Source organism: Burkholderia sp. BCC1988, assembly GCF_905339895.1.
Taxonomy (GTDB): Bacteria; Pseudomonadota; Gammaproteobacteria; order Burkholderiales; family Burkholderiaceae; genus Burkholderia.
In genome coordinates this window covers 118,758-140,735 of record NZ_CAJPHA010000020.1, presented here as the reverse complement: position 1 = coordinate 140,735, position 21,978 = coordinate 118,758, and the positions used below count along the sequence as shown (strand labels likewise).

15 protein-coding genes are annotated in these 21,978 nt (G+C 64.6%); 6 read left to right on the top strand and 9 right to left on the bottom strand.

Features of this window, described 5'->3' with window-relative positions; genetic code table 11:
- Positions 1–51 precede the first annotated feature (51 nt).
- Positions 52–1,737, top strand: a complete 1,686-nt coding sequence (locus U4012_RS26490) for a ShlB/FhaC/HecB family hemolysin secretion/activation protein (RefSeq protein ID WP_321802186.1) — start codon at positions 52–54, stop codon at positions 1,735–1,737.
- A gap of 166 nt (positions 1,738–1,903) precedes the next feature.
- Positions 1,904–2,365, top strand: coding sequence for a DUF2147 domain-containing protein (locus U4012_RS26485; protein ID WP_044846021.1), 462 nt, complete (start codon positions 1,904–1,906; stop codon positions 2,363–2,365).
- 103 nt (positions 2,366–2,468) lie between these two features.
- On the opposite strand, the gene U4012_RS26480 is transcribed toward U4012_RS26485, so the two are convergent.
- The 6 genes from U4012_RS26480 to typA form a co-directional block, all read right to left on the bottom strand.
- On the bottom strand, positions 2,469–2,879 hold the full coding sequence (locus tag U4012_RS26480) for a transposase (protein ID WP_321802185.1): 411 nt from the start codon (positions 2,877–2,879) through the stop codon (positions 2,469–2,471).
- A gap of 144 nt (positions 2,880–3,023) precedes the next feature.
- Positions 3,024–4,121 (bottom strand): cell division protein ZapE, encoded by a 1,098-nt coding sequence (zapE, locus tag U4012_RS26475; protein ID WP_044846023.1) that lies wholly within the window; start codon positions 4,119–4,121, stop codon positions 3,024–3,026.
- Positions 4,122–4,220: 99 nt separating this feature from the next.
- Positions 4,221–5,651, bottom strand: coding sequence for a dihydrolipoyl dehydrogenase (gene lpdA / locus U4012_RS26470; RefSeq protein ID WP_044846024.1), 1,431 nt, complete (start codon positions 5,649–5,651; stop codon positions 4,221–4,223).
- 81 nt (positions 5,652–5,732) lie between these two features.
- Complete coding sequence (odhB, locus tag U4012_RS26465) at positions 5,733–7,010, bottom strand: 2-oxoglutarate dehydrogenase complex dihydrolipoyllysine-residue succinyltransferase (protein WP_044846025.1); 1,278 nt, start codon at positions 7,008–7,010, stop codon at positions 5,733–5,735.
- 136 nt (positions 7,011–7,146) lie between these two features.
- A complete protein-coding gene (locus U4012_RS26460; RefSeq protein WP_044846026.1) occupies positions 7,147–10,011 on the bottom strand; it encodes a 2-oxoglutarate dehydrogenase E1 component in 2,865 nt (954 codons plus the stop codon).
- 316 nt (positions 10,012–10,327) lie between these two features.
- Positions 10,328–12,154 carry a translational GTPase TypA gene (gene typA, locus U4012_RS26455; protein ID WP_044846027.1) on the bottom strand — a complete coding sequence of 609 codons (1,827 nt, stop codon included), beginning with the start codon at positions 12,152–12,154 and terminating at the stop codon, positions 10,328–10,330.
- 334 nt (positions 12,155–12,488) lie between these two features.
- Between typA and U4012_RS26450 the strand changes: the two genes are divergently transcribed.
- The 4 genes from U4012_RS26450 to U4012_RS26435 all read left to right on the top strand — a co-directional run bounded on the left by U4012_RS26450 (position 12,489) and on the right by U4012_RS26435 (position 17,421).
- Positions 12,489–12,980, top strand: a complete 492-nt coding sequence (locus U4012_RS26450) for a MarR family winged helix-turn-helix transcriptional regulator (RefSeq protein WP_014897211.1) — start codon at positions 12,489–12,491, stop codon at positions 12,978–12,980.
- Between the two features lie 87 nt (positions 12,981–13,067).
- Complete coding sequence (locus tag U4012_RS26445; protein ID WP_321802184.1) at positions 13,068–14,564, top strand: efflux transporter outer membrane subunit; 1,497 nt, start codon at positions 13,068–13,070, stop codon at positions 14,562–14,564.
- Between the two features lie 52 nt (positions 14,565–14,616).
- Positions 14,617–15,834: an efflux RND transporter periplasmic adaptor subunit gene (locus U4012_RS26440; protein ID WP_044846029.1), complete on the top strand. Its 1,218-nt coding sequence runs from the start codon at positions 14,617–14,619 to the stop codon at positions 15,832–15,834.
- Between the two features lie 27 nt (positions 15,835–15,861).
- Positions 15,862–17,421, top strand: coding sequence for a DHA2 family efflux MFS transporter permease subunit (locus U4012_RS26435; RefSeq protein WP_044846030.1), 1,560 nt, complete (start codon positions 15,862–15,864; stop codon positions 17,419–17,421).
- Positions 17,422–17,513: 92 nt separating this feature from the next.
- Here U4012_RS26435 and truB read toward each other — a convergent pair whose 3' ends face one another.
- From truB to infB, 3 genes are all read right to left on the bottom strand, one after another.
- A complete protein-coding gene (gene truB / locus U4012_RS26430) occupies positions 17,514–18,446 on the bottom strand; it encodes a tRNA pseudouridine(55) synthase TruB (RefSeq protein ID WP_124893775.1) in 933 nt (310 codons plus the stop codon).
- A 13-nt stretch (positions 18,447–18,459) separates the two neighbouring features.
- Positions 18,460–18,858: a 30S ribosome-binding factor RbfA gene (rbfA, locus tag U4012_RS26425; protein ID WP_006495346.1), complete on the bottom strand. Its 399-nt coding sequence runs from the start codon at positions 18,856–18,858 to the stop codon at positions 18,460–18,462.
- Between the two features lie 113 nt (positions 18,859–18,971).
- Positions 18,972–21,893: a translation initiation factor IF-2 gene (gene infB / locus U4012_RS26420; protein ID WP_124488901.1), complete on the bottom strand. Its 2,922-nt coding sequence runs from the start codon at positions 21,891–21,893 to the stop codon at positions 18,972–18,974.
- Positions 21,894–21,978 lie beyond the last annotated feature (85 nt).

Here is a 21,978-nt window from a genome sequence, read left to right as displayed (position 1 = left end):
GCGCGCCCGCATTAGAAAGAAGACGAAAAGCAAGGCCTACGAGGAAGAACAATGAAATCCAGACTCGACAGATGGATGATGCTGCTCGCTATCGCGGCGGCAGGCACGGCACATGCACAAACGCGCGCGGCAGGTAACCCGCTCGATTCCCTCCCCCAGATCAATGCCCCGCAGAAAGGCCCGAGCGTCACCGTGCAGGTCGCGCCGCAGGCACCGCAACTGCAGGAACTGCTGTCGCGGCACCTGACGCCGACGACGTTCCAGGTGGAAGGCGTGAAGTCGGTGCCGTTCGACGAGATCTCGCGTCGCTTCACGCCCCTCGTCGGCAAGGACATCACGATCGGCGAGCTGATCGAAACCGCCAACGGCGTGACCAAGCTGTACCAGGATCGCGGCTATGCGCTGTCGTTCGCGTTCATTCCCGCGCAGACGTTCGAGAACGGCGTCGTGCGCGTCACGGTCGTCGAAGGCTATGTGTCGGACGTCAAGGTGACCGGCAAGCCCGGCGCGATGGAATCGAAGATCCGCGCGATCGCCGCGCACATCACGGCCGATCGCCCGCTGCGCCGCGCGACGTTCGAACGCTACGTGAACACGTTTGGCCTCCTGCCCGGCGTGTCGGTGAAGGCCAACGTGCCACCGCCGCAGACGACCGACGGCGCAACGACGCTCGAACTGGCCGTCGACCGCAAGGCATTCAACATCAGCACCGGCATCGATTTCAATCACCCGGGCGTGCAGGGGCTCATCACCGCAACGGAGAACGGCCTCACGTCGTTCGGCGAGCAATTGAGCATTTCCGCGCTGGCGCCGCCCGGACGCGACAAGCAGACCTACGTCGCATTCAGCGGTGCCGTGCCGGTCGGCAGCAGCGGCCTGGTCACGCGCCTCGACGCCAGCACGTATCGCGGCAAGCCGACCGACAACCCGGGCCTGCCGTCGGCCGTCGAGCGCACCGTCAAGAACGAGAAGCTCGGTCTTTCGGCATCCTATCCGTTGCTGCTGAACAACCAGCGCAGCCTGCTCGGCACCGTGTCGGGCTATGCGTCGCACAACGAAGACCGCTACCAGAACAAGATCAGCGGCAACAGCATCGATACACGCTCGCAGGTCCGCGTGCTGCAGATGCAGCTCGACTATACGAGCGTATCGGCCAAGCAGGTACAGAAGCTGAGCGTGAACGTCGCGAAGGGCTTCAACATTCTCGGCGCGTCGAAATCGCAGGACATCACGATCGGCTCGAACACGACGTCGGTGGACAGCCCGATCTCGCTGACGTTCGTGCGCACCGGCGCGACCTTCACGCAAACCAATGAATGGCCGTTCAAGATCGGCACGTCGGTCTCGCTGACCGGCCAGTACAGCCCCGACTCGCTGCCGACGTCGGAGCAGATCTCGTTCGGTTCGACGCGCTATGCGCTCGGCTACCAGCCCGGCGAAACGTCGGGCGACTCGGGCTGGGGGATGTCGCTGGAGGTCAACCGCGGATTCACGCCGGGCTGGACGTACATGAAATCGATCACGCCGTACATCGCGTACGACATGGCGCGCGTGTACCTGCATACCGGCACGCCGTCGCCGAGCCGCCTGTCGTCGGTCGGTATCGGCGTGCGGTTTACCGACAGCCGCTACTACAGTCTCGATCTGAATATCGCGAAGCCGGTCGGCGATGCACCGGTTGAAAGCGCATCGCGCAGCCCGCGCGTGAATGCCGCGTTCTCGTATCAGCTCAACTGATCGGTCACCAGACAGCCTGCGTCTCGCGGGCCGTTTGGATTAGAACCCCCTCTATCAAACGCGGCGTGCGGTTTCACGTATTCTGGCAAAGCTCGCAACATGCCACCGCCCCATGCAGACGGTCGTGCGGGCACATCGAACACGACATGAAACAAGGAGGAAGACGATGATTCAACTGACCCGCCCGTTGCGCGCACTGGCCATCGCGAGTGCCCTGCTCGCTTGCGCCGCTCCCACCTTCGCCCAGGCCGACAGCCCCGTCGGCATGTGGCAGACGATCGACGACAACACGCATCAGCCGAAGGCGCTCGTGCAGATCGCCGACGACGGCGAAGGCTCGCTGTCGGGCAAGGTCGTCAAAGGCCTCGGCGCCAATGACACGCCCGATCGCCGCTGCACCGCATGCACGGACGAGCGCAAGGATCAGCTCATCAAGGGCATGACGATCATCAAGGCGATGAAGAAGGACGGCGATCACTGGGACGGCGGCAACATTCTCGACCCGGAGAACGGCAAGGTCTACAAGTGCAAGATGTCGCTCGAAGACGGCGGCCAGAAGCTCGTCGTGCGCGGCTATATCGGCGTATCGCTGCTCGGCCGGTCGCAGACCTGGGTTCGCGCACAATGACGCAACGCGCGTCGACACGCGCGACGCGATAAAAAAATCGGCCTGCGACGACGTCGTCAGGCCGATTTTGTTTTGACGCCGACGTGCATGAAACCGATCGACATCACGCTGCGCGCTTCAGCGCATCCGCCGTGTAGCTGTGCGGCGTGCGATAGACCGGCGCCACGGCACTGCGTACCGCCGCCGCCTTCGATTGCGCGTGCTTGCGCATCCGCGTGGCCAGCTGGTCGCACAGATTCGCGCCTGCGTCGCCATACAACGCGTGCATCACCTGCCGCAGCGTGCCGGTCTCGTGCCAGACCTTGAAACGGCGGTGGCAGGTTTGGTACGAAGGGTAACGACGCGGCATCGCGGACCAGGTCGCGCCGCTATAGATGATCCACAGCACGCCGTTCAGGACGGCGCGTGTGTTGGCCAATGGTCGGCCGCGCAACTCGGTGCGCGGCTGCATTTCGGGCAAAAACGGCGCGACGCAGCGCCACTCATGGTCGGTCAGATCGCGATACGGTGTCATGGATATCTCCAGCCTTGGGAACCATGACGCAACGATATCGGCTGACCTCAACCGTGAACATAAGACAAGTCCGAAAATACCCGGAGATTGCGGGAATTTGACCGGAATTGACCTTTGAAACCCGCCGCTCGCCGGCAACCGCGATCAGGTCAGCGAAGTATCGACGATACGACGCGGCGTTTCGAGGTATTCCTTCGACTGCATCTCGACGATCCGCGACACCGTGCGCGTGAACTCGTTCGCCATCGGCCCTTCGACGTACAGCTGCTCCGCCGGCACCGCCGCGGACATCAGCAGCTTGACCTTGTGGTCGTACAGCACGTCGATGAGCCAGGTGAAGCGTCGCGCCTCGGACGCCATCCGCGGCGACATCTGCGGCACTTCCGACAGCACGATCGCATGGAAGCGGCTGGCAAGCTCGAGATAGTCGTTCTGTGAACGCGGGCCGCCGCACAGCGTCGCGAAGTCGAACCAGACGACGCCGTCGGCCTTGCGCAGCGCCTTCAACTCGCGCTTCTCGATATGCAGGATCGGGCTTTCGTCCGGCACCGCGGCGAGCTTCGCGAACGCATGACGCAGTTCGCGATCGGCGTCCGCGCCGAGCGGCGTGTGGTACATCTGCACCTGCGCCAGCGTGCGCTGGCGATAGTCGACGCCCGCGTCGACGTTCAGCACGTCGAGCTTTTGCTTGATCAGCGCGATCGCCGGCAGCATGCGGTCGCGATGCAGGCCATCGGGATACAGATCGTCGGGATCGTAGTTGGACGTCATCACGAACTGCACGCCGTTGTTGAAGAGGCGATCGAGCAGCCGGTACAGGATCATCGCGTCGGCGATGTCCGACACGTGGAATTCGTCGAAACAGATCAGCCGGTAGCGTTTCGCGATGCGCCGCGCGAGCTCGTCGAGCGGATCGGCTTGCCCTTTCAGCTCCTCGAGTTCGCGGTGGACTTCACGCATGAATTCGTGGAAATGCAGGCGCGTCTTGCGCTGCACGGGCACCACCGCATAGAAGCTGTCCATCAGGAAGCTCTTGCCGCGGCCGACGCCGCCCCACATGTAGACGCCGCGCGGGAGGTCCGGATGATTGATGAGCTTCTTGAACGCGTTCGAGCGACGCGCCTTGTACTCGACCCACTCGTCGAAACAGCGCTGCAGGCGATCGACGGCCGCGCGCTGGGCGGGATCGGACTGATAGCCGCGCGTGGTCAGTTCGCGCGTGTAGTATTCGGTGACGTTCATCGGGCAAACCGGAAAGAACGAAGGCGAGCGGGAAACCCCCGCCCGCCTTCGTCATGAGACGGCTGCACCGGCCAATGGCCGGCCGGCGCTATACCGCGCTCAGCTGTTCAGCGAGCGCTTGTCGACGGCGAGCGCCGCTTCGCGCATCACTTCCGACATCGACGGGTGCGGATGGCAGATGCGGGCGATGTCTTCCGACGCCGCCTTGAACTCCATTGCCACCACGGCTTCCGCGATCAGGTCCGACGCGTTCGCGGCGATCACGTGCACGCCGAGCAGTTCGTCGGTCTTCGCGTCCGCGATCATCTTCACGAAACCGTCCGGCGCGTTCATGCCGAGCGCGCGGCCGTTGATCGAGAACGGGAACTTGCCCGACTTGATCTCGCGGCCTTCGGCCTTCAGTTGCTGTTCCGTCTTGCCGACCCATGCGATTTCCGGGTACGTGTAGATCACCCACGGAATGCAGTTGTAGTCGATGTGCGGCTTCTGGCCGTCGATCACTTCCGCAACCAGCACGCCTTCGTCTTCCGCCTTGTGCGCGAGCATCGGGCCGCGCACCACGTCGCCGATCGCGTAGACGTTCGGCACCGCGGTACGGCAGTGGTCGTCCACATCGATGAAGCCACGTTCGTTCGCCTTCAGGCCGATTGCCTCGAGGCCGAGGTTGTCGGTGTTCGGCACGCGGCCGACCGACACGATCAGGCGGTCGGCGTCAAGCGTCTGCGCGTTGCCGTCCTTGTCCGTGTAAGCGATCGACACGCCGTCGGCGGTCGTCTTCACTTCGCCGATCTTCACGCCGAGATGGATGTCGAGGCCCTGCTTCTTGAACAGCTTGGCCGCTTCCTTCGCGAGCGCTTCGTCGGCTGCGCCGAGGAATGCCGGCAGCGCTTCGAGCACCGTCACTTCGGCACCCAGGCGACGCCACACCGAGCCGAGCTCGAGGCCGATCACGCCTGCGCCGATCACGGCGAGCTTCTTCGGCACCGAGTCGAACGTCAGCGCACCTTCATTGTCCGACACGATCTTGTTGTCGACCGGGATACCCGGCAGGTGACGCGCCTTCGAGCCCGTCGCGATGATCACGTTCTTCGCGGTGACGACTTCGGTTTCACCCTCGCCGCTCACTTCGATCTGCACGCCGGCATCGGTCTTGCCGGTGAACTTGCCATGGCCCTTCAGCCAGGTGATCTTGTTCTTCTTGAACAGGAACTCGATCCCGCTCGTCATCTTCTCGACGATCGCATCCTTGCGGCCGAGCATCTTCGCGACGTCGATCTTCACGCCGTCGACCGTGATGCCGTGGTCGGCCAGGTGATGCGACGTGTTCTCGAACTCTTCCGACGAGGCGAGCAGCGCCTTCGACGGGATGCAGCCGACGTTCAGGCAGGTACCGCCGAGCTTCAGCGCGCCGGCCGGGTTCTTCCACTTCTCGATACAGGCAACGGTCTTGCCGAGCTGCGCGGCGCGAATCGCGGCGATGTAGCCGCCGGGGCCGGCGCCGATCACGACGACGTCAAATTCCTTGGACATGACAATCCTTTCTACTTGTACGCCCGCACGCTCGCGCAAGTGCGCGAGCGTGCGGGGCGGGTCAATGCAGTGAGACTCGGCTTACAGGTCGAGCAGCAGGCGCGCCGGATCTTCCAGCGCATCCTTCATCGCGACGAGCGACAGGACTGCTTCGCGGCCGTCGATGATGCGGTGGTCGTACGACAGGGCCAGGTAGTTGATCGGACGGATCACGATCTGGCCGTTTTCGACAACCGGGCGTTCCTTCGTCGCGTGCACGCCGAGGATGGCCGATTGCGGCGGGTTGATGATCGGGGTCGACAGCATCGACCCGAACACGCCGCCGTTCGAGATCGAGAACGTACCGCCCGTCATTTCCTCGATCGACAGCTTGCCGTCCTTCGCCTTCTGGCCGAATTCGGCGATCTTCTTCTCGATCTCGGCGAGACTCAGCTGATCGGCGTTGCGCAGGATCGGCACGACCAGGCCGCGCGGCGAACCGACCGCGATACCGATGTCGAAGTAGCCGTGATAGACGATGTCGTTACCGTCGATCGACGCGTTCACCAGCGGGAACTTCTTCAGCGCGTGCACGGCCGCCTTCACGAAGAACGACATGAAGCCGAGCTTCACGCCATGTTCCTTCTCGAACTTGTCCTTGTACTTGTTGCGCAGTTCCATGACCGGAGCCATGTTCACTTCGTTGAACGTCGTCAGGATCGCGTTGGTCTGCTGCGACTCGAGCAGACGCTCGGCGATACGCGCACGCAGGCGCGACATCGGCACGCGCTGTTCCGGACGATCGTTCAGCCACGTCGCTGCCGATGCCGGCACCTTCACTTCCGGCAGCGCCGGCTTCGCAGCAGCGGCCTTCGCCGGTGCGGCGGCCGGAGCAGCCTTCGGTGCGCTGCCTGCGGCCAGCGCGTCGCCCTTCGTGACACGGCCGTCACGGCCCGAACCTGCGACGTCGCCTGCCGACAGGCCCTTCTCGGCCAGCAGCTTCGCTGCGGCCGGCGATGCGGCGGCCGAGCTCGACGCGGTCGCGACAGCCGGCTGTGCTGCCGGTGCGGCTGCAGCAGGGGCTGCCGCCGGCTTCACTTCGGCGGCGCCTGCCGCTGCTTCGGCAGCACCTGCCTTCGCTTCGGTGTCGATCGTCGCGATGATCTGGTCGGCGACCACGGTGTCACCGTCGTTCTGCAGCACTTGCGCGAGCACGCCCGCGGCCGGTGCCGGCACTTCGAGCACGACCTTGTCGGTCTCGAGTTCGATCAGGATTTCGTCCTGCGCGACTGCTTCGCCCGGCTTCTTCTTCCACTGCAGCATGGTGGCTTCCGAAACCGACTCCGAAAGCTGGGGGACTTTGACTTCTACGATAGCCATGTGATTTTCCTGGATGCTTAATCTGGGGTATGACGCGGTTCGTGCGATTCCTTCGGCCGGTGCGGCGCGCGACGCGCCCGGCAGGCCAAAAGAGACGGGAAAGCGCAGTGCGCCTTCCCGTTTCGCTTGACGTCGGTTATTTCGCGATCGATGCGCTCTTCAGGCGGCCGAATGCACCTTCGATGAGGGCCTTCTGCTGCTCGTAGTGCTTCGCGTAGTAGCCAACCGCCGGCGAGGCCGAAGCCGGACGGCCGCTGTATGCCAGCTTCTGCCCTTCCTTCATGCCTTCCTTCAGGTGGTGCTCGACGTAGAACCAGGGACCCTGGTTCTGCGGCTCGTCCTGCACCCAGACCACTTCAGTCGCGTTCTCGTACTTCTTCATTTCGGCTTCGAACTGCTTGTGCGCGAACGGATACAGCTGCTCGATACGGATGATCGCGACGTCGTTCGCCTTCGCTTCGCGGCGATGCGCGACGAGGTCGTAGTACACGCGGCCCGAGCAAGCCAGCACGCGCTTGACCTTCTTCGCGTCGATGCCGCCGTCGGTTTCGCCCAGCACCGGCTGGAACGAACCCTTCGCGAGTTCCGACAGGTCCGACACCGCTTCCTTGTGACGCAGCAGCGACTTCGGCGTGGCGACGATCAGCGGCTTGCGGAACAGGCGGATCATCTGGCGACGCAGCAGGTGGAAAATCTGCGCCGGCGTCGTCGGCTGGACGACCTGCATGTTGTGATCGGCACACAGTTGCAGGAAACGCTCGATACGCGTCGACGAGTGTTCCGGACCCTGGCCTTCGTAGCCGTGCGGCAGCAGCATCGTGAGACCCGACACGCGGCCCCACTTCACTTCGCCCGACGAGATGAACTGGTCGATCACGACCTGCGCGCCGTTGACGAAGTCGCCGAACTGCGCTTCCCACAGCACGAGCGTGTTCGGCTCGGCGGTCGAGTAACCGTATTCGAAGCCCAGCACCGCTTCTTCCGACAGCACCGAGTCGATCACCGTGAACTTCGCCTGACCGTCGGCGATGTTCTGCAGCGGCACGTACGTGCCGTCGTTCCAGCGCTCACGGTTCTGGTCGTGCAGCACCGCGTGACGGTGCGTGAACGTGCCGCGGCCCGAGTCCTGGCCCGTCAGGCGCACCGAATAGCCCGATGCGACGAGCGACGCGAACGCGAGGTGTTCGCCCATGCCCCAGTCGAGCGGCTGGTCGCCGCGCGCCATGTTGCGGCGGTCGTTGATCACGCGCTCGACGAGCGGGTGAACCTTGAAGTTTTCCGGGACCGTCGTGATGCGTTCGCCGAGGCGCTTCAGTTCGGCGAGCGGCACGGCCGTATCGGCTGCGTCCGTCCACTTGCGGTTCAGGAACGGAACCCAGTCGACCGCGTACTTGCTCTTGTAGTTCGACAGGACCGGATCGACGGTGTGGTGGCCGTCGTCCATCGCCTTGCGGTACGCCTTCACGTAGTTGTCGGCGTCTTCCGCGGTGATCACGCCCTGCTGCACGAGCTTCTCGGCGTACAGCGCACGGGTGCCCGGGTGCTGCGCGATCTTCTTGTACATCAGCGGCTGCGTGACCGCCGGCGTGTCCTGCTCGTTGTGACCCAGCTTGCGGAAGCAGACGATGTCGATCACGACATCCTTGTGGAACTGCATCCGGTAGTCGATCGCGATCTGGATCGCGAGCACGACGGCTTCCGGATCGTCGCCGTTCACGTGCAGCACCGGCGCTTCGATCATCTTGACCACGTCGGTACAGTACAGCGTCGAGCGCGCATCGCGCGGGTCCGACGTCGTGAAGCCGATCTGGTTGTTGATGACGATGTGCAGCGTGCCGTGCGTGCCGTAACCGCGCGTCTGCGCGAGGTTCAGCGTTTCCATCACGACGCCCTGGCCGGCGAAGGCCGCGTCGCCGTGGATCTGCACCGGCAGCACTTGCAGGCCGTCTTCGTCGCCGCGACGGTCCATCCGCGCCTTCGCGGAACCTTCGACCACCGGGTTCACGATTTCGAGGTGCGACGGGTTGAACGCGAGCGACAGGTGGACCGGACCGCCTTCGGTCGACACGTCCGACGAGAAGCCCTTGTGGTACTTCACGTCACCGGCCGGCAGGTCGTCGACGTGCTTGCCTTCGAATTCGGCGAACAGGTCGGCCGGCATCTTGCCCAGCGTGTTGACCAGCACGTTCAGACGGCCGCGGTGGGCCATGCCGATGATGATTTCCTGCACGCCGCGCTTGCCCGCGTGCTGGACGACTTCGTCCATCGCCGCGATGAAGCTTTCGCCGCCTTCGAGCGAGAAGCGCTTCTGGCCGACGTACTTGGTGTGCAGATAGCGCTCGAGGCCTTCCGCTGCCGTCAGGCGATTCAGGATGTGCTTCTTCTTGTCGATCGAGAAGGACGGCGTCGCGCGGGTCGATTCCAGGCGCTCCTGCCACCAGCGCTTCTGCTCCGGATCGCTGATGTACATGTATTCGGCGCCGATCGTGCCGCAATACGTGTCACGCAGGCCCTTGACGATGTCGCGCAGCGAAGCCTGGTCGAAGCCGAAATACAGGTTGCTTGCGCTGTACGTCTGGTCGAGGTCGCCTTCGGAGAAGTCGTAGAACGCGGGTTCGAGTTCGGGAATGGCGGGACGTTCGCGACGCTTCAGCGGATCCAGATTGGCCCATTGCGAGCCGAGGAAGCGATATGCGCTGATGAGGGACTGGACGTGGACCTGCTTGCGCGCGGTCGCCAGATTGCTGGTGCTTTCGCGCGGGATGAAGGCATTGGCCTTCGCGCGCTCGGCGAACGATTCGACGATCGGAAAATGAGCGACGTCATTGGCATTCGAGCCGTCGGTTGCAGGCACGTTCTGCAGCGCGTCGAAATACTCTCGCCAGTTCTCCGGCACCGATGCCGGATTGTTGAGGTATGCATCGTACAGTTCTTCAACGTACGAAGCATTGCCGCCGAACAGATAGGAGTTCAGCTGAAACTGCTTCATTACATCTGACATTTTACGCTCACCTTTCTTCGAGCTTCTCGAGAAATAGCGGGTTACTCAACCTTCCGCGACACGGCCTGACCGTTTAGCGGATTGCGAATCAAGTCTTGCTTGGAAGGACCTAAAACTTGCGTGCGCGCAGCATATCACAGAACCGTTACCGAAGTTCACGACGAAATGTGCCCGAAAGCACCGCGCGACGGGGTTTTGCCGGATTGCCACGACCCGCGGGAACAGTGTTTTGCAGCCCGCCCGATTGCGCATCGCGCAGATGCAAAAAAGGCCGCCCGAAGGCAGCCTTTTTCATCATGCAAGGGAACGATCCAACTTAGTCGACCGCGCCTTCGCGGCTCGCGCGGCGACGTTCGTGCTCCTTCAGGAAGCGCTTGCGCAGGCGGATCGACTGCGGCGTCACTTCCACGAGTTCGTCGTCGTCGATGAATTCGACCGCGTATTCGAGCGACATCTGGACCGGCGGCACGAGGCGCACGGCTTCGTCGGTGCCCGATGCGCGCACGTTGGTCAGTTGCTTGCCCTTGATCGGGTTCACGACGAGGTCGTTGTCGCGGCTGTGGATGCCGATGATCATGCCCTCATACAGCGCATCGCCCGGCTTCACGAACATGCGGCCGCGATCCTGCAGCTTCCACAGTGCGTAGGCGACCGCGGCACCGTCATCCTGCGAAATCAGCACGCCGTTGCGGCGCTCGAAGACCGAGCCGTCCTTGACCGGTGCGTACGAGTCGAAGATGTGGCTCATCAGGCCCGTGCCGCGCGTGAGCGTCAGGAATTCGCTCTGGAAGCCGATCAGGCCACGTGCCGAGATCTTGTATTCCAGGCGCGTGCGGCCGCGGCCGTCCGATGCCATGTCGAGCATTTCGCCCTTGCGGCGACCGAGCTCTTCCATCACGCCGCCCTGGTGTTCGTCTTCGACGTCGACCGTCAGCAGCTCGTACGGCTCGTGGCGCACACCGTCGATTTCCTGCATCACGACGCGCGGACGCGACACGGCCAGCTCATACCCTTCACGGCGCATGTTCTCGACGAGAATCGTCAGGTGCAGTTCGCCGCGGCCCGACACTTCGAACACCGTTTCGTCGCCCGTGTCCTTCACGCGCAGCGCGACGTTGTGATTCAGTTCCTTCATCAGGCGGTCGCGGATCTGGCGGCTCGTCACGAACTTGCCTTCGCGGCCGGCCAGCGGCGACGAGTTGACGAGGAAGTTCATCGTCAGCGTCGGCTCGTCGACCGTGATCATCGGCAGCGCTTCCGGCGTGTCGACCGCGCAGATCGTCGCGCCGATGCCGACGTCTTCAATACCGTTGATCAGCACGATGTCGCCGGCTTCGGCCGACTCGACCTGCACGCGCTCGAGGCCCTTGAACGACAGCACCTGGTTGATCTTGCGGTTCAGCACGTCGCCTTCCGGACCGAAGCGCATCACGACCGGCTGGCCCGGCTTGATGCGGCCGCGCGTGATGCGGCCGACGCCGATCCGGCCGACGTACGTCGAGTAGTCGAGCGACGTGATCTGGAGTTGCAGCGGCGCTTCCGGATCGGCCGGGCGAACCGGCACGTGCGCGAGGATCGCCTCGAACAGCGGGCGCATGTCGCCTTCGCGGGTCGCCGGATCGAGCGACGCATAGCCGTTCAGGCCCGATGCGTAGACGATCGGGAAGTCGAGCTGCTCTTCGGTCGCGCCGAGCTTGTCGAACAGGTCGAAGGTCTGGTTGATGACCCAGTCGATCCGCGCGCCCGGACGGTCGATCTTGTTGACGACCACGATCGGCTTCAGGCCGAGCGCCAGCGCCTTCTTCGTGACGAAGCGCGTTTGCGGCATCGGGCCCTCGACCGCGTCGACGAGCAGCAGCACCGAGTCGACCATCGACAGCACACGCTCCACCTCGCCACCGAAGTCCGCGTGCCCCGGCGTGTCGACGATGTTGATGTGCGTGCCTTCGTATTCGACCGCGCAGTTCTTCGCGAGGATCGTGATCCCGCGCTCTTTTTCGATGTCGTTCGAGTCCATCACTCGCTCGGCAATCTGCTGGTTCTCGCGGAAGGTGCCGGACTGGCGGAGCAGTTGGTCGACGAGCGTGGTCTTGCCGTGGTCGACGTGAGCGATGATGGCGATATTGCGAAGGGCGCGGGTCATAGAAACCTGGAAATCGTTGAACGCGCAAACGCGCACGCTCGTCAGTCACCGGGACACGTGCGCGCGCGTTGCAGCTTGGAAAGCCTCAAATTATAGCACGTGAGAATGTCGAGAGCCGGACCGTGTGTTGCAACGCGAAAGATGATGCGCCCCGCCCTCGCTTCGCAGAGGGCGATTCCGCCTGCCGACACACCGCCCACGAACGAAGACCCTGACGCCCGCAAGGGAATTTCGGGCCGCGCAGCGCCCGCCCGCCCGTTCGATTAATATTTGCCGCGGCAAGCAAATAGCGCCTATACTGCTGCCTAGTCAACTATTGCAGCTTCAGGGTTTTATGTCGGATTCTCCTTCCCAACCGCCCGTTTCGCCGCTGTCCTCGTATCAGATGAACGACAGCGTCGGTTATCTGATGTCGCGTGTGAAGTCGGTGATGACCAACCTCGTCACGCAGCGCACGCAGGAAGAGCTCGGCATCACGGGCACGCAGGCGAGCATGCTGTTCATGATCGCCGTCGGAAAGTGCTCGACGGCCGCCGAACTCGCGCGGGAATACGGGATCGACGCGAGCGCGGTCACGCGCCTGCTCGATCGCGTCGAGAAACGCGGCCTGCTGTCCCGCGTGCGCAGTATCGAGGATCGACGGGTCGTACGGCTCGAGCTGACCGATGAAGGCCGCGCGCTTGCCGAGCGTCTGCCGCCGGTGTTCCGCAGCGTGCTCGACGAGCTGCTGGACGGATTTACGCCGGAAGAAGTCGGGTTCCTGAAGAGCATGTTGCGCCGCATTCTCAGCAACTACTGCGAAACCGCGGGCGGCAGCATCACGTAATAGTTGCCATAACAATTACTTTTGACAGATTAATGTAAGGAAATCCTTGCAGTGTCCATCATTCATTCCGAGTCAGGGAACAGCGCGATGAAATCCTCCCCGTTGTCCGTGCGCGCCGGGTCGTGCCGCGCCGCCGTCGCCGCCGCGGTTGCCGCGCTGGCGCTGGCGGGCTGCGCAAACTACATCGGCATCAAGAGCGACAAGCAGATCGCACCCGCATCGCAATTCGAAACCGCCCAGAGCCTGCCGGCCCAGGGCGGCCAGTGGCCGGCTCTCGACTGGGCCAACCAGTTCGGCGATCCGCAGTTGCCGAAGCTGATCGACGAGGCGCTCCAGGGCAACCCGTCGATCGCGCAGGCACAGGCGCGCATCGCGAAGGCGTCGTCGTACATCGAGTCGTCGCGCTCGAACCTGATGCCGAAGGCCGAAGCCAGCTACTCGTGGACACGCGAGCTGTATTCGTCGAACGCGCTGTTCCCGCCCCCGTACGGCGGCCAGTGGTACAGCGAGAACAACGCACTCGCGAGCGCGTCGTGGGATCTCGACCTGTGGGGCAAGAACCGCGAGCGCCTGCACACCGCCGTGTCGCAGGAAAAGGCCGCCGAGGCCGACATGCAACAGGCACGCATCACGCTCGCGTCGTCGGTGGCCCGCACCTACAACTCGCTCGCCCAGCTGTATGCGCTGCGCGACATCGCGCAGCGCGAGATCGCCAACCGCCGGACGGTCGGCAAGATCACCGACGGCCGCGTGTCGGCCGGTCTCGACACCAACGTGGAACGCCAGACGGCGCGCGGCAACATCGCGACGACCCAGGCATCGCTGTCCGACCTCGACGGCCAGATCACGACCGTGCGCTACCAGCTCGCCGCGCTGCTCGGCAAGGGGCCGGATCGCGGGCTGCAGATCGCCGCGCCGGTGATGAACCCGACCGGCGAAGTCGCACTGCCCGGCAACCTGCCGGCCGACCTCGTGTCGCGCCGCCCCGACATCGTCGCCGCGCGCTGGCAGGTCGAGGCCGCGATGCACGACGTGAAGGAAGCGAAGGCCGAATTCTTCCCCGACGTGAACCTCGCGGCCGGCTTCGGCTTCGATGCGTTCGGCTGGGGCAAATTCCTGAATTTCGCGAGCCGCCAGGCGCAGTTCGGGCCGGCCATCCACCTGCCGATCTTCGATGCCGGTGCGTTGCGCGCGCAGCTCAAGGGCCGCTACGCGGACTTCGACCTGTCGGTCGCGAACTACAACCAGACGCTGATCAGCGCGCTGAACGACGTCGCGACGCAGGTCGCGTCGATCCGTGCGGTCGATCGCCAGATGGATGACGCGCAGCGTGCGCTCGATGCGTCGACGCGGGCGTACGACCTCGCCGTGATCCGCTACAAGGCGGGCCTGTCGCCGCAGCTCCAGGTGCTGACCGCGGACACCAACCGCCTCGCATCGGAACAGACGGTGACCAACCTGAAGATGCGCCGGCGCGACATGCAGCTCGCGCTGATCAAGGCGCTCGGCGGCGGGTTCGACGCGACCGGCACGCGGCTCGCCGCGCCCGACGCCGACAAGCAGACAAGACAGGCCGCCAACTGATCCGGCGCCACCACTACGCAGACACTCGAAATAACGGACGGAGAACATCGCCATGAGCGACCCTCAACAAAACGCCGCCAGCGCACAGCCGCAGAACAACGGGAAGCGCAAACGGATGATGACGCTGCTGATCGCGGTCATCGTGATCGCGGCCATCGCGTACGGTCTGTACTACTTCCTCGTCGCACGCTTCCATGAAGAGACGGACGACGCATACGTGAACGGCAACGTCGTGCAGATCACGCCGCAGGTCACGGGTACCGTGATCGCCGTGAAGGCCGACGATACGCAGACGGTCAAGGCCGGCGATCCGCTGGTCGTGCTCGACCCGGCCGACTCGCAGGTCGCGCTGCAGCAGGCCGAGGCCAACCTCGCGCAAACGGTGCGCCAGGTGCGCGGCCTGTTCGTCAACGACGACCAGTACCGCGCGCAAGTCGCGCTGCGCCAGTCCGACCTGTCGAAGGCGCAGGACGACCTGCGCCGCCGGATGGCCGTCGCGCAGACGGGTGCCGTGTCGCAGGAAGAAATCTCCCATGCACGCGACGCGGTGCGCGCCGCGCAGGCGTCGGTCGACGCCGCGCAACAGCAGCTCGCATCGAACCGCGCACTGACCGCGAACACGACGATCGCGTCGCACCCGAACGTGATGGCCGCGGCAGCGAAGGTTCGCGACGCGTACCTCGCGAACGCGCGCAACGTGTTGCCCGCACCGGTCACCGGCTATGTCGCGAAGCGCTCGGTTCAGGTCGGCCAGCGCGTGTCGCCGGGCAACCCGCTGATGTCGGTCGTGCCGCTGAACGCGGTGTGGGTCGACGCGAACTTCAAGGAAGTCCAGCTCAAGCACATGCGTATCGGCCAGCCGGTCGAATTGACCGCCGACATCTACGGCTCGTCGGCCGTCTACCACGGCAAGGTCGTCGGCTTCTCGGCCGGCACGGGTTCGGCGTTCTCGCTGCTGCCGGCGCAGAACGCGACGGGCAACTGGATCAAGGTCGTGCAGCGCCTGCCGGTGCGTATCGAGATCGATCCGAAGGAACTCGAGAAGCATCCGCTGCGCATCGGCCTGTCGATGCAGGTCGACGTCGACATCAAGGACGAGCGCGGCGACCAGCTCGCCAACGCGCAGAACACGGTCTACGAAACGAACGTGTTCGCGAAGTACGGCGACGAAGCCGACGCCGAGATCGCGCGCATCATCGCCGAGAACGCCGGCGGCAACGCGCCGGCACCGGCCGCGGCGAAGTCGAACGCCGCCGCCAAGATGATGTAACGGTTCCGACTCCGGAAAACTATCGACATGGCACAGGCTCCTGTCTCCCACCCGCCGCTACAGGGCGGGCAACTCGTGCTCGGGACGATCGCGGTATCGCTCGCGGTGTTCATGAACGTGCTCGACACGTCCATCGCGAACGTCGCGATCCCGACCATCTCGGGCGACCTCGGCGTGTCGTCCGACCAGGGTACGTGGGTCATCACGTCGTTCGCCGTCGCGAACGCGATCTCCGTGCCGCTGACGGGCTGGCTGACCGACCGCTTCGGTCAGGTCCGCCTGTTCCTCGCGTCGATCATCCTGTTCGTCATCTCGTCGTGGATGTGCGGGCTGTCGCCGAACCTGCCGTTCCTGCTCGGCTCGCGCGTGCTGCAGGGCGCGGTCGCGGGCCCGATGATTCCGCTGTCGCAAGCGCTCCTGCTGTCGAGCTATCCGCGCGCGAAGGCACCGATGGCGCTCGCACTATGGGCGATGACGACGCTGATCGCACCCGTCGCGGGCCCGATTCTCGGCGGCTGGATCTCGGACAACTATTCGTGGCCGTGGATCTTCTACGTCAACATCCCGGTCGGCATCGCCGCCGCCGCTGCGACGTGGGCGATCTATCGCAATCGGGAGTCGGCCGTGCGCCGCGCGCCGATCGACGGCGTGGGCCTCGCGCTGCTGGTCATCTGGGTCGGCTCGCTGCAGATCATGCTCGACAAGGGCAAGGATCTCGACTGGTTCGCGTCGACGACCATCATCGTGCTCGCGCTGACCGCTGTCATTGCGTTCGCGTTCTTCGTGATCTGGGAGCTGACCGCCGAGCACCCAGTCGTCGACCTGTCGCTGTTCCGCATGCGGAACTTCACCGGCGGCACAGTCGCACTGTCGATCGGGTACGGCCTGTACTTCGGCAATCTCGTGCTGTTGCCGCTGTGGCTGCAGACGCAAATCGGCTACACCGCGACCGACGCCGGCCTCGTGATGGCGCCTGTCGGGTTGTTCGCGATCCTGTTGTCGCCACTCACCGGGAAGTATCTGCCGCGTACCGATCCCCGCTTCATCTCGACGGCGTCGTTCCTGACGTTTGCGCTGTGCTTCTGGATGCGTTCGCGATACACGACGGGCGTCGACGAATGGTCGCTGACGCTGCCGACGCTCGTGCAGGGTATCGCGATGGCGGGCTTCTTCATCCCGCTCGTGTCGATCACGCTGTCCGGCCTGCCCGGCAACCGCATTCCCGCGGCGTCCGGCCTGTCGAACTTCGTGCGAATCATGTGCGGCGGCATCGGCACATCGATCTTCCAGACCGCGTGGGACCACCGCAACAACTTCCATCACGCGCAGTTGGTCGAGCAGGCGAACCCGTACAACCCGACGTTCAACCAGGCCGTCACGCAGATGCGCAGCCTCGGGCTGACGCAGGACCAGGCGCACGGCCTCATCAACAACATGGCCACGCAGCAGGCCGCGCAACTCGGCGTGAACGATCTGTTCTACATCTCCGCGGCGATCTTCGTGCTGCTGATCGGACTGATCTGGATCACGAAGCCGGAGCGCGCGGGCGGCGGCGATGCGGGTGCGGCGGCGTCGGCTGCACACTGAGCACCGCGCTCGAACGAGCGCGCCCAACAAAAAACCCGGTCGATTTCGACCGGGTTTTTTTCGTTCCGACGACGGCGCTTGCGCGTCGCGCGTTACGCAGCCGTCACGACGAGGCGTTCGGGCGCGAGCACGCCGTTGGCCTTGCGCGCCACGCCGAGCAGTCGCTGCGCGTCGTACACGCGCACGCGCCCGCCCTCGGCTGCATCGATCGGATCGAGCGCCGACAGCGGCAGGCGCTGGCCGTGCAGGAATCGCTTCGCGCTGGTTTCGTCGAGGCGCACCAGCGGAAACGTCGACAGCAACGCGTCGACCGGCTGAAGCCAGGCGTCGCGCGCCGCTTCGGCAGCGTCGGACAGCGCGTCGAGCGTCACCGCATGTTCGAGCGTCAGCGCGCCGACACCCGTGCGACGCAGCATCGTCAGATGTGCGCCGCAGCCGAGCGCTTCGCCGATGTCTTCGGCCAGCGTGCGCACATACGTGCCTTTGCTGCAGGTCACGCGGAACGTCACGTCCGGCAATTCACAGGCCAGCAGATCGAGCGCATGGATCGTCACGTTGCGGCCTTCCCGCTCGACGGTCTGGCCCGCACGCGCGTATTCGTACAGCGGCTTGCCGTCGCGCTTGAGCGCCGAATACATCGGCGGCACCTGCACGATCTCGCCGGTAAAGCGCGCGAGCGCCGCTTCGACCGCCGCACGGTCGCATTCGACGGCGCGCGTGTCGAGCACGTCGCCTTCCGCGTCGCCGGTGGTCGTGCGCACGCCGAGACGCATCGTCGCTTCGTAGGTCTTGTCCGCTTCCAGCAAGTCCTGCGAGAACTTCGTCGCTTCGCCGAAGCACAGCGGCAACAGGCCCGAGGCCAGCGGATCGAGCGTGCCGGTATGGCCGGCTTTCTTCGCGAGAAGCAGGCGCTTCGCGCGAATCAGGGCGTCGTTGCTCGACAGGCCGACCGGCTTGTCGAGCAGAAGGACGCCATCCAGCGCGCGCCGCGGCACGCGTGGACGCTGGGGAGCTGCAGTCGTCATGGGGCGTGCGCGCTCAATCGTCCTTCGCGGGCGCGTCGGCTTCGTCGTCGTCCTTCGCGCGCGTCGAGTTGGCTTCCTTGATCAGGCGCGACATTTCCACGGCCTTCTCGATCGTCTGGTCGTAATGGAAGTGCAGCGTCGGCACCGTATGAATGTGCAGGCGCTTGAACAGCAGGTTGTGCAGGTGGCCCGACGCGTGGTTCAGCGCTTCCTGCGTCTTGTCCGGATCGCCGGTCAGCGCCGTGAAATAGACCTTGGCATGCGCGTAGTCCGGCGTGAGCTCGACGCTCTGGATGGTCACGATACCGATGCGCGGGTCTTTGACCTCGCGCATGATGAGTTCGGACAGATCGCGCTGAATCTGGTCGGCGATCTGAACGTTGCGATTGGGGGAAGTACGTTTCCTGGACATGATCGATCCGTGATCCGTTTATCAGGATAAAGCGACGCGCCGTTGGCGCGCCACCATGAAAATGGGCGGGACAGGCCCAAGCCTGCCCCGCCCCATGAGCCGATACGCGACGATTACAGCGTCCGTGCGACTTCGGTCACTTCGAAGACTTCGAACTGGTCGCCTTCGATGATGTCGTTGAAGTTCTTCACCGACATACCGCACTCGAAGCCTTGCTTGACTTCCTTCACGTCGTCCTTGAAGCGCTTCAGCGATTCGAGTTCGCCCGTGAAGATCACGACGTTGTTGCGCAGCACGCGAACCGACGACGAGCGCTTGACGATACCGTCGGTGACCATACAGCCGGCAACCGTACCGACCTTCGGCACCTTGAACACCTGGCGCACCTCGACCATGCCGGTCACGACTTCGCGCTTCTCCGGCGCCAGCATGCCCGACATCGCGGCCTTCACCTCATCCACTGCGTCGTAGATGATGTTGTAGTAGCGGATGTCGATACCGTTCGCTTCGGCCAGCTTGCGCGCCTGTGCATCCGCACGCGTATTGAAGCCGATGATGACCGCCTTCGATGCCGTTGCCAGGTTGACGTCGTTCTCGCTGATGCCGCCCACCGCGCTGTGCACGATCTGCACGCGCACTTCGTCGGTCGACAGCTTGAGCAGCGACTGCACGAGCGCTTCCTGCGAGCCCTGCACGTCCGCCTTGATGATGAGCGGCAGGTTCTGCACTTCGCCTTCGCCCATCTGCTCGAGCATGCTTTCCAGCTTCGCGGCCTGCTGCTTCGCCAGCTTGACGTCGCGGAACTTGCCCTGACGGAACAGCGCGATTTCGCGCGCCTTGCGCTCGTCCGGCAGCACGATCACTTCCTCGCCTGCACCCGGCACTTCCGACAGACCCTGGATTTCGACCGGGATCGACGGGCCGGCTTCCTTCGTCGGCTTACCGTTCTCGTCGAGCATCGCACGCACGCGGCCGTAAGCCGTGCCTGCGAGCACGATGTCGCCGCGATTCAGCGTACCCGACTGCACCAGGATCGTCGCGACCGGGCCCTTGCCCTTGTCCAGCTTCGCTTCGATCACGATGCCCTTCGCCGGCGCCTCGACCGGTGCCTTCAGTTCCAGCACTTCGGCCTGCAGCAGCACGTTCTCGAGCAGGTCGTCGATACCGGCGCCCGTCTTGGCCGACACCGGCACGAACGGCGAATCGCCACCGTATTCTTCCGGCACGACGCCTTCCGCGACCAGTTCCTGCTTGACGCGGTCCGGGTTCGCTTCCGGCTTGTCGATCTTGTTGATCGCCACGACAATCGGCACGCCACCCGCCTTCGCGTGCGCGATGGCTTCCTTCGTCTGCGGCATCACGCCGTCGTCGGCAGCCACCACCAGCACCACGATGTCGGTCGCCTTCGCGCCGCGTGCACGCATTGCCGTGAACGCTTCGTGACCCGGCGTATCGAGGAACGTGATGACGCCGCGCGGCGTTTCGACGTGGTATGCGCCGATGTGCTGCGTAATGCCGCCCGCTTCGCCCGCTGCAACCTTCGCGCGGCGGATGTGGTCGAGCAGCGAGGTCTTGCCGTGGTCGACGTGACCCATCACCGTGACGACCGGCGGACGCGGCAGCTGTTCCGCATCGGTACCGGTCTCGCCTTCGACGAGCAGTGCTTCCGGATCGTCCAGCTTCGCGGCAACCGCGCGGTGGCCCAGTTCCTCGACGACGATCATCGCCGTTTCCTGGTCCAGCACCTGGTTGATCGTGACCATCTGGCCCATCTTCATCATCACCTTGATGACTTCGGAGGCCTTGATCGACATCTTGTGCGCGAGATCGGCAACCGAGATGGTTTCCGGCACGTGCACTTCACGCACGATCGGTTCGGTCGGTGCCTGGAACGTCGATGCGCTGTCCTGGTGACGGCCGCGACCCTTCGGGCCGCCGCGCCAGCCGCGGTCGACGCCGCCGCTCGAATCGCCGCGCGTCTTGATGCCGCGGCGCTTCGCTGCGTCGTCCTGCCAGCCGCCCTTGCCGCCGCCCGGCTTCTTGTTGCGGTCGCCCGCACCTGCCGGTGCCGTCGTGGCCGCCGGCGCTGCACCGGCCGGCTTCTTCACGGCCGGACGTGCCTGCGCGCCTGCGCCCGCCGGCTTTGCCGGCTTGTGCAGCGTGCCCTTCGCTTCGGCCGGCTTCGGCGGTTCCACCGGCTTCGGCGGCTCGACTGCCTTGACCACGGCCTTGCGCGGCGTGTTCATCATTTCGCGGATCGCGCGTGCTTCGGCTTCTGCCGCCGCGCGACGCTTGCTGATCTCTTCCTGCTCGGCGCGCGCCTTGTCCGCCGCCTCGCGGGCAGCATCCTCGGCCTTCTTCGCCGCTTCGCGCTGGGCCGCACGTTCGGCGGCCGCGCGTGCTTCATCCTGCGCGGACTGCGCACCGGCTGCTTCCTGCTGAGCCTCGGCGGCCTGCTGGGCAGCCGCCTGCTGTGCCGCTGCGGCTTCGGCCGCGGCACGCTTCGCCGCCGCTTCTTCCTCGGCACGGCGGCGCTCGGCTTCGGCCGCTTCCTCACGGGCACGGCGCTCGGCTTCCTCGCGCTCGAGGCGCTCCTGACGCTCGCGCAGTTCCTGCGCCTGCTTCTCGAGCAGCTCGGCCTCGCGGCGCGCTTCTTCCTCGCGACGCTTCAGTTCCGCATCGTCGTCCGCTTCGGCGACCTGCGCCTGACCCTGTTCCGCACCCTCGGCCACGTCGTCGCGCTTGACGAACGTACGCTTCTTGCGGACCTCGACCTGAATGGTGCGAGCCTTGCCCGTCGCGTCAGATTGCTTGATCTCCGACGTATGCTTGCGGGTCAGCGTGATCTTGCGCTTGTCGCCGTCGGTTGCGCCGTGTGACTTGCGCAAATGATCGAGCAGACGCGCCTTGTCCGCTTCGGACAGCGCATCGTCTTCACTCGCTTTCTGGACGCCCGCTGCCTGCAGCTGTTCGAGCAGCACACCAGCAGGCATTTTCAGTTCCGCGGCAAATTGGGCTACGTTGTTACTCGCCATTCATTCCTCTTAGTGCAAGGACCGATTCCTTGCGGTTAGCATCGGGTCAGGCCATACGGCCGCCATCAAATCAGTGCGCCATGGT

Coding starts and splice junctions, on each gene's coding strand:
- rbfA (WP_006495346.1), bottom strand. CDS start 18,858: ATGTCCAGGAAACGTACTTCCCCCAATCGCAACGTTCAGATCGCCGAC.
- U4012_RS26485 (WP_044846021.1), top strand. CDS start 1,904: ATGATTCAACTGACCCGCCCGTTGCGCGCACTGGCCATCGCGAGTGCC.
- lpdA (WP_044846024.1), bottom strand. CDS start 5,651: ATGTCCAAGGAATTTGACGTCGTCGTGATCGGCGCCGGCCCCGGCGGC.
- U4012_RS26445 (WP_321802184.1), top strand. CDS start 13,068: ATGAAATCCTCCCCGTTGTCCGTGCGCGCCGGGTCGTGCCGCGCCGCC.
- U4012_RS26490 (WP_321802186.1), top strand. CDS start 52: ATGAAATCCAGACTCGACAGATGGATGATGCTGCTCGCTATCGCGGCG.
- typA (WP_044846027.1), bottom strand. CDS start 12,154: ATGACCCGCGCCCTTCGCAATATCGCCATCATCGCTCACGTCGACCAC.
- U4012_RS26480 (WP_321802185.1), bottom strand. CDS start 2,879: ATGACACCGTATCGCGATCTGACCGACCATGAGTGGCGCTGCGTCGCG.
- U4012_RS26440 (WP_044846029.1), top strand. CDS start 14,617: ATGAGCGACCCTCAACAAAACGCCGCCAGCGCACAGCCGCAGAACAAC.
- U4012_RS26435 (WP_044846030.1), top strand. CDS start 15,862: ATGGCACAGGCTCCTGTCTCCCACCCGCCGCTACAGGGCGGGCAACTC.
- infB (WP_124488901.1), bottom strand. CDS start 21,893: ATGGCGAGTAACAACGTAGCCCAATTTGCCGCGGAACTGAAAATGCCT.
- odhB (WP_044846025.1), bottom strand. CDS start 7,010: ATGGCTATCGTAGAAGTCAAAGTCCCCCAGCTTTCGGAGTCGGTTTCG.
- truB (WP_124893775.1), bottom strand. CDS start 18,446: ATGACGACTGCAGCTCCCCAGCGTCCACGCGTGCCGCGGCGCGCGCTG.
- U4012_RS26450 (WP_014897211.1), top strand. CDS start 12,489: ATGTCGGATTCTCCTTCCCAACCGCCCGTTTCGCCGCTGTCCTCGTAT.
- zapE (WP_044846023.1), bottom strand. CDS start 4,121: ATGAACGTCACCGAATACTACACGCGCGAACTGACCACGCGCGGCTAT.
- U4012_RS26460 (WP_044846026.1), bottom strand. CDS start 10,011: ATGTCAGATGTAATGAAGCAGTTTCAGCTGAACTCCTATCTGTTCGGC.